This window comes from Tetragenococcus solitarius NBRC 100494, from assembly GCF_001544195.1.
GTDB lineage: Bacteria > Bacillota > Bacilli > Lactobacillales > Enterococcaceae > Tetragenococcus > Tetragenococcus solitarius.
Genome location: NZ_BCPY01000060.1, coordinates 1 through 8,227, shown reverse-complemented (window position 1 = coordinate 8,227; position 8,227 = coordinate 1). Strand labels below are relative to the sequence as shown.

Here is an 8,227-nt window from a genome sequence, read left to right as displayed (position 1 = left end):
TTTTTTTATTGAAAATTATTTATAATCTTTTCTTTTAACGGTATACTTGTCTTTGGCATTACTTAGGAAGGGATTGAAGATATGTTTTTTACAAATGTTATTAAGGCTATTATTTTAGGTATCATTGAGGGCATTACTGAATGGCTACCCGTTAGTAGCACTGGACATCTTATTCTAGCTGATGAGTTTGTTCGTTTAGAAGCAAGCGAAGCATTTATGTCGATGTTTAATGTGGTTATTCAACTAGGTGCTATTTTAGCGGTGGTTGTTTTATATTTTAATAAATTAAATCCATTTGCTTCAAATAAGAATACTGTTCAAAAAAATGCGACCTGGCAACTATGGTTTCGTGTGATTGTAGCCATCATTCCATCAGGTATTATAGGTATTTTTTTAGATGACTGGTTAGATGCACACATGCATAAATTTCTACCAGTAGCTATAGTATTAATTGTTTACGGCGTTGCTTTTATCTTGGTAGAAAAAAGGAACCAAAATCGGACGCCTAAAATCGCACAGTTAAATCAAATCACTTATAAATTTGCTTTAATTGTCGGGATGTTTCAAGTTCTTTCATTAGTTCCGGGGACTTCTAGATCAGGGGCCACAATATTAGGTGCCATTTTAATTGGTGGTTCGCGTTTTGTTTCGACAGAGTTTTCCTTTTTCTTAGGAATTCCTACGATGTTTGGCGCTAGTTTTATTAAGATTCTAAAATTTATTGGCACTGGTAATAGTTTTGATTTTGCAGGAACAATCATTTTACTTATCGGAACAGTTATTTCGTTTATCGTTTCTATCTTAGCTATTAAATTCTTATTAAATTATCTCAAGAAAAATGATTTTACTGCTTTTGGTTGGTACCGGATTGTTTTAGGAATTGTTTTAATTCTTTATTGGGCGGTTGCTATGTAATAAAAAGGATACCAGAAATTAGCTTTGTAAAGCTAATACTGGTATCTTCTTTTTTTCTATAATTTACGTATTTTTAATTATCATGCCATCAATAAGATCTACAGCATCTTCATGGTAATTGATAATTAATTCAAAACCATCATAAATTTCTTTCCATTTCACAATTTCTAAAACATCTTGTTCTTTACTGAATAGCTGCTTTTTCAAACGGCTATAGAGTCGATCCCCCTGAGATTCAATATTATTAACATCGGAGATCAAATTTTTTAAGGTTTTAGAGTTTTTAAACTTAGGAAATTCTTTCAACGCTTCATGAACACCTTTAGCTGCTTTGGTTACTAGGCTAGCAAGGGCATCGGTTTCTTCGCGCATTTGAGTAATCACAAGATTTTCAAACAAGTAAGTCATTGCGTTAATACCGTCTAAAATGTCATCTAAACGTTCAGAAATCATTAAGATATCTTCCCGTTCGATGGGTGTAATGAATGCATCATATAGCTCATTTGTTAATTCTTCGACGATGTGATCACTATTTTTTTCAACTTCATGAATTTTTTCTGCTTTTTCTAAAAAGTTATTATTCGAATAATTATCTACGATATCTTCTAAGATTTCTGCTGCAACATGCACATTTTCAGCGAGTTGTTCCATCTTTTTAAAATAATCATATTGCTTTTTTCTTCCCACTTTAATCTCTCCTTAAAAAATTGCTACAAAAACTTTAGCCATAATATAAGCGATCAAGCCGCATCCTGGAAAAGTCAGCACCCAAGCCGAAATCATGTCTTTGACAATGGACCAGTCTACGCTTGATATTCGTTTAGAGGCTCCTACGCCCATAATCGCCGTTGTTTTTGTATGTGTTGTGGAAACAGGAATTCCAAAAATCGAAGCAAAAAACAAACAGATGGCCGTACTTAAGTCAGCGCAAAAGCCTTGGTAAGTTTCAAGCTTTACCATATCCATCCCCACAGATTTAATGATTCTCATGCCGCCAATTGAAGTACCAATTCCCATTGTAAGCGAGCAAAGTGCCATTACCCATATGGGGATAACAAAACCATTTCCTGTTTTTTCAGCTAAACCATTATAATATAAACCTAACATAAAAACGCCCATAAATTTTTGTCCATCTTGCGCCCCATGTAAAAAAGCATTAGCTGCAGCAGAAATTGCTTGTCCCCAAGTAAAAAATTTATTCGCTTTTCTCCTAGAAGCATTATAAAATAGAAAGCTTACAAGCTTAGTCACAAGGTAACCCCCACCAAAGCCTAAAATGGTTGATAGGACTAACCCAATGATTACCTTTATCCATTCTTGGCCATTGACAGCATCTAAACCACCTAGAGCCATGGCAGAGCCGGTTAACCCAGCAATTAGTGCATGCGATTCACTAGTAGGTATTCCAAAATACCAAGCACTCACTGCCCATACGACAATAGAAAACAGTGAGGCTGCTAAAGCGATTTTGGCAACTCCCACCTGTCCTTGTGCTTCAAAAGACACAATATTACTAATTGTTTCTGCAACTTGTGCATTAAAAAGGGTCATGATTAATGCACCAAGAAAGTTCATCACAACCGCAATTCCAATAGCCGTATTTGGTTTTAATACTTTAGTTGAAACGGCCGTAGCAATCGCGTTTGGTGCATCCGTCCAACCATTAACAAAGATAACGCCCATAACAAGCGTAACTGTAACCACTAATGCAACGCTCAAAATTTTACACCACCATTCATAGTTCGATGCTATCATAGCACAAAAGTAGGACATTAGGAAAGCCGATTTTTATTTTAATTCGTTTTTTATCCAAAAATAAAAATCGGCTTATTTTCTGATAGACTGTCTTATTTTCATGAATGAAATTTCTTTGTAGGTTGTTATTGCAAACAGTTGAAGCATTAGGTATAATGACTATTGTTGAATTATACGGAAATAACGTATAATATTTTCTAATCACGGAGGTGAAATAAATGCCACAAATTAAAGGTGCAATAAAACGAGTTCGCCAAAATTACAAAGTTACTCCAGAAAATTCAGCTAAAAAAAGTGCAATGCGTACTGCGATTAAACAAGCTGAACAAGCAGCACGTGAAAATGCTGATAATAAAGAAACACTATTTAATGAAGCTGTTAGAGCAATCGATATGGCTGAATCAAAAGGCTTGATTCATAAAAATAAAGCAGCACGTGATAAATCACGTTTAAGTAAAGTTGTTGCCAAATAAAAAATAATAAGGATTTGAAGTCTATAATTGAACTTCAAATCCTTTTTTTATGGAAATTTTAAGCAGCTTGTAAAAGAAATAGCTGGAATAAAAATTCTTTGTTCATTTGTCCCGTTTTTATTTTATAATCATTTTCGATTAGTTGGTCATATAACTGAGTTAACGTTGGAATATCCATTTTTCGGACTTGTTGAATCGCCAGCTTCACACGGTAGGGATGCACATTTAAACTGCGGGTGATATTTCCTTGCTGGTAACCCATCTTTAATAAAATAGCTGTTTGTAGATAAATTCGTATCTGACTAATCAAGATTGCGTTGATTTTGATCGTCTCTTCCCCTTGTATATGCAAATCTTCATATAATTGTAAAGCTTCGGTCGTTTTTCCTTGCAGTACGTAATTAGTTAATTCGAATACATTATCTTCAAGGGATTTAGGCACTAGATCTTCTACATTCTTTTTTGTAATATGTTTTGTTTGTGCTGCAAAAAGTTGTAATTTTTTTAGTTCTCTCATAGCTTTTGTTAGATTTGCATTGGTTAGGCGGACAAATAGTTCAAATGCATTGCGTTCCATATTCATTTTGTCATTGTCTAATGTCTGCTGTAAAAAACGTCGTACTTGTGATTCGTCCATAGGTGCTACATCAATGACTTCAGCATTCTTTTTTAACTGCTTAGTAATTTTTTTTCGTTCATCTAATTTTTCATATCCAGCAAAAAAGACTAAAATCGTGGTGTCAACCGGCTCTTTTAAATAGGTTAGGAATCGGTCGATGTTATGTTCTGGAGCGTTTGATTTCTTTTCAGCTGTTAAAATAACTGGATTTTCAACAAAAATCATTCGATAATCACCAAAAAAGGGCATCGATTCTGCCTCATCGAGAATAGCATCCAATGAATCTTCTTCCATATCAAACTCTGCAAAGTTTAAATCATCCACATCTAATTGTAAACTATCAGTAAATGCTTGACGGACTTGCTTTTGCAAGAATTCTTCTGTCCCTAAAACCAAATAGATAGGCTGAAATTTTTGGTCGCGTATTGCTTGTATTGCATTTTGAACATTCATAAAGAGACCTTCTTTTATTCCTGTGATTTTGTAATTTAAAATCATCCTATCACGAATAAAGCGGATTTTCTAGTTTTCTTTTTGCTGGGTTTGTTTCATTTTATGCGTAAAAAATTGCCAAGAGTAACGGATCATTCCTTGTTCATCTGTACGTAGATTTTGTATTTGATGATCATGTAAAATTTCAACTACCTCTGAATGAGGGTGGCCAAAGCGGTTATCTTTTCCACATGATATAATAGCCTGCTTAGGGTGTAGTTGTTCAATAAATTCTGGTGCTGTGGAACTGCGACTGCCGTGATGCCCTAACTTTAATACATCTGCTCGTAAAGCAGGATAATCTTGTATAACCTTTTTCTCTCCTGCTTGATCTAAGTCGCCAGTCATAACGAAATTCACTCCATAAATAGAACAAGCAATGACTAAAGAGTCTTCATTCTCGCCTTTGCCGATGTGTTCTGGGGCTAAAACATGAAGCTTTATTTTTTCTCCAATTTGATCTTTGCTGCCGATTTCCTTCACTTGTATATTTTTTTCCAATTTTTTTAAAAGTCTTTTGATATTTGTACTCTGATGACTACCTTTACCTAAGTATAAAGTCTTTACTTTAAACTCTTCTATTAATCTCTGCGCATCGCCCATATGGTCAGTATCACCATGGGTCAAAAATAAACCATCAATTTTTGATACCCCCTCCCCTTTTAAATAAGGAATTAAGGTGTACTCGGCATTTGTTCGATAACTTCTATTTTGCCAACCATCTTTAAAAAAATTGATCCTTCCTCCAGTGTCAATAACATAGACTTCTTTTTTTAAGGGCGTTTGAATCACAATACTATCTCCTTGCCCTACGTCAACAAAAGCAATGGACGTTTCTAAAGAGCATAGCTGGAAGATAATTAACGAAATAGTTGGGACAATTAGCCAACGTTTACGACAATTTTGGTAAATATATACGCCACTTAATAAAGCAATGATTGTTAAAATCAGGGGAGGCTGCCCTGTGATTAAAACAAAAGGTTTGGAAAATTGAAGGAATTGTTCCAGAAAATAAATGAATTTTTCTAGTAAAAGTTCCAAAAGACTAGGAGAAATTCCTAATATATTTAGTAGACAAGTTCCGATTAATACAGGCAAAAGGATGTGACTAAATAAAGGAATAAACAGAGCCGTTAGTAATCCAGCCAAAAGGGGTAATTCAAAAAATAGATACATAAGTAAGGGCGCAGCTAATAATGAAATTGCTTGTGATTGATGGAAATATTGCCGATGGTTTTTGGTATTCCTTTGTTGAAATAGAAACATCCAAGATATCCACAGAGATAAAATTCCAGAAAATTGCAATAAAGTTTTCGGCTCATATAATAATAATAAAAATACGACTATGCTAAAACGATCCAAACTTGAAAGATGAAAATTCATCTCTTTAAAAATCAATCGTAAGCTATACATCAAAGCGGCTCGCCAAACGCTGACAGTTTGTCCAAAAATTACAATGCTCAGACCAATAAGTACAAAAAAGAACAAGCTGAACTCGCTAAAAGTTAATCGTGTTTTTCGTATTAGATAAAATAACCAACCATAAAATAGATAAATATGCATACCCGAAATAGTAAATAAGTGTAAAATCCCTGCACTACTATATATGTCTTTAATTTGTTGAAAATTTTTATCCCGATAACCAAAAAGCAAAGAGGCAATATAGATTGCCGGTTTTTGTGAGAAATTGTCATATACCCAATCAATACAATAGGCTCGCCACTGCCGCAAATTAGCAAGCAAATTTAACGTACGTTTTCCTTTGATTTTTTCAATACGGAACGTCCCTAATTTATGATTAGAAAAAGCAAACCATTTCGCATCAAATCCATGTAAATTTCGCTTTTCTTCGTTTGGCAAAAAGACGCCTTCTGCTTGTATTTCTTTATTCCAGTTCGTCCGTTTTTGCCAATATTGCTGTTCTTTTTGACTAGTGACTTTGTATTGGCCATCGATTTTCCAATCGTTGATTTTTCCTTCAAAAGAAATAAGGTCGCCATTCACTTTAATCGTATCATTATAAATTTTAATATTCACAGTGGTATTTTCCTCAGTTGCTGGAGCTTTCTGTGGTAACTGATTTGTATGTGCCCTTAATAATAGAAAAAAGCTGCAAAAAATACATAGTAGTCCTAAAACTACTTGCTTTTTGCAGCAAATCCAAAATAAAAAGTAGAAACTAATAAGCAATAAAAATGGTTGATTCAGTAGATAAGCATTTAATAAACTAATAGCTGTGATAACAGGGAAAAACAGCTGATTTTTCCAGGAATAATCAACTGTGCTATTCATTCAGTTGACCAAAAGATAATTTTTCAAAATAATGAGGGTCAAGACTGACTTGATGAACAGATCCACCGATTTGATCAATTAATTCTAAAGCATAAGGATCGTTATGATAATTATTCAGATAATGGATTGTTTTAACGCCGGCTTGTAATAATGCTTTTGTGCACTGTAAACAAGGGAAATGCGTCACATAAATCTCAGCACCTTCAGTCGAGATACCAAATTTAGCACATTGCAAAATCGCATTCATTTCTGCATGAATGGTACGAATACAATGTCCATCAACTAGGTAACAACCTTCATCAATACAATGTTTATCCCCAGAAACAGAACCATTGTATCCTCCGGCGATGATCCGTCGGTCTTTAACTAAAGTAGCTCCTACCTCAAGACGAGTACAAGTACTGCGTAAAGATAAAAGTAACGCTTGGGCCATAAAATATTGATCCCATGGAATGCGTGGATCTTTCGCCTGTTGTTGGTCATTATAACCGTTGATAGAATCGTTTTTTTTATTATTCTCTCTCATCTATAGCCCTCCTTAATTTTCTATTTGGACACGAGTTGGACACGAAATTTGAACAAGCGTAGGATCAATTGGGTTATTGTATTCAGAGATTTTATCAAAATTAACAGCGTTGAGAGTGTCATTAAATAACAATCCATCCATTTTATTATTTAATTATAGATTTCTAATGTTGTCTTTAAATCCTTGTGACTAACCTGTATCATAATTCCTTTTAATGAAAGATTCCGTTCGGTTATTTAAGAGTATGAGCTATTAAAAATGCTTGTTCTAACCCATATACCACCCAAGAAATATCTCCCTTTGTAAAATAAGCACGATAATAAACAATGCATACCTTCTCTATATGCTACCACATTCATTTTAAATTGTGTACAGAGCTCCAAGTGGTTTTACTACTATCCATTCTATTTTTCAGTTTATTGTTTAGAAACTATTGAAGTTAAGCTAACTCAATAGTACTTTATGAATTAAATTTAAAATATAAGTTCTAAAAAACCGATTATCCCACATTTCTATCACCGTTCTAAAATGTTTGTATCTAAACATAATATCTATGACGTAGAAACATAAAGTAAAGAATAAGTATTTGGGCGATGCATTTTTACTACTAATAAATTGCTTGGAATTAAAGCCGCTGGTTTTCTAATAAGACCTCGTGTTTAAGTTTGGCTTCACTTAAAATGATGTTTTATGCTTACTCGTTTGTAAATTTTTAACTTTGTATCATGGCGACATATTCATTTTACTCTTATTAGATTAAAGTAGTTAATAACTTGCTATTTGATTTTCAAAGATCAAAAATATTTATTAAAGAAGTGAAAAGTCACTTCTTTTAATAAAATGCTTGGACCAAGAATCAATTCTTTAATTATGTTTTACCATGTATTGTCATCAATTAAAATAGTATGTAAAAAAATGAGTCAGTAAATGAGAAAAATAAGGAACTTTATCAATTAAAGAAAAAGATTTTGTATAATAATTAGGTGATTTATAGAGGTCGTTAGGAAGTCTTTCTAGTTCGTAAAACAATTTGCACCTTTAATATGGAGCTACTTTTATTAGTTCATCACTTGAAACATGCTTATTGGTTAATTTTTATCGGTTTTGAAATTTCTATTATCTACTTTAAATTATAAATTCTAGTTTTATAGAAGA

The 8,227-nt window shown here is 33.4% G+C and carries 7 protein-coding genes; 2 read left to right on the top strand and 5 right to left on the bottom strand.

Annotation, left to right across the window (positions count from 1 at the left end; genetic code table 11):
* Positions 1 to 81 precede the first annotated feature (81 nt).
* Positions 82 to 915 (top strand): undecaprenyl-diphosphate phosphatase, encoded by an 834-nt coding sequence (locus tag TS1_RS11720; protein ID WP_068710661.1) that lies wholly within the window; start codon positions 82 to 84, stop codon positions 913 to 915.
* 63 nt (positions 916 to 978) lie between these two features.
* Here TS1_RS11720 and TS1_RS11715 read toward each other — a convergent pair whose 3' ends face one another.
* Positions 979 to 1,602, bottom strand: coding sequence for a DUF47 domain-containing protein (locus TS1_RS11715; RefSeq protein WP_068710660.1), 624 nt, complete (start codon positions 1,600 to 1,602; stop codon positions 979 to 981).
* A 12-nt stretch (positions 1,603 to 1,614) separates the two neighbouring features.
* Positions 1,615 to 2,634 (bottom strand): inorganic phosphate transporter, encoded by a 1,020-nt coding sequence (locus TS1_RS11710; RefSeq protein WP_174519345.1) that lies wholly within the window; start codon positions 2,632 to 2,634, stop codon positions 1,615 to 1,617.
* A 254-nt stretch (positions 2,635 to 2,888) separates the two neighbouring features.
* Here TS1_RS11710 and rpsT point away from each other — a divergent pair, with 254 nt between their 5' ends.
* Positions 2,889 to 3,143, top strand: a complete 255-nt coding sequence (rpsT, locus tag TS1_RS11705; RefSeq protein ID WP_068710659.1) for a 30S ribosomal protein S20 — start codon at positions 2,889 to 2,891, stop codon at positions 3,141 to 3,143.
* A gap of 58 nt (positions 3,144 to 3,201) precedes the next feature.
* Here the strand turns inward: rpsT and holA are convergent, their stop codons facing one another.
* From holA to TS1_RS11690, 3 genes are all read right to left on the bottom strand, one after another.
* A complete protein-coding gene (gene holA, locus TS1_RS11700) occupies positions 3,202 to 4,215 on the bottom strand; it encodes a DNA polymerase III subunit delta (RefSeq protein WP_068710658.1) in 1,014 nt (337 codons plus the stop codon).
* A 69-nt stretch (positions 4,216 to 4,284) separates the two neighbouring features.
* Entirely contained in the window at positions 4,285 to 6,291 is a 2,007-nt protein-coding gene (locus tag TS1_RS11695; RefSeq protein ID WP_245610128.1) for a DNA internalization-related competence protein ComEC/Rec2, read from the bottom strand.
* A gap of 247 nt (positions 6,292 to 6,538) precedes the next feature.
* Positions 6,539 to 7,072 (bottom strand): ComE operon protein 2, encoded by a 534-nt coding sequence (locus tag TS1_RS11690; protein ID WP_083498314.1) that lies wholly within the window; start codon positions 7,070 to 7,072, stop codon positions 6,539 to 6,541.
* Between the last annotated feature and the right edge of the window lie 1,155 nt (positions 7,073 to 8,227).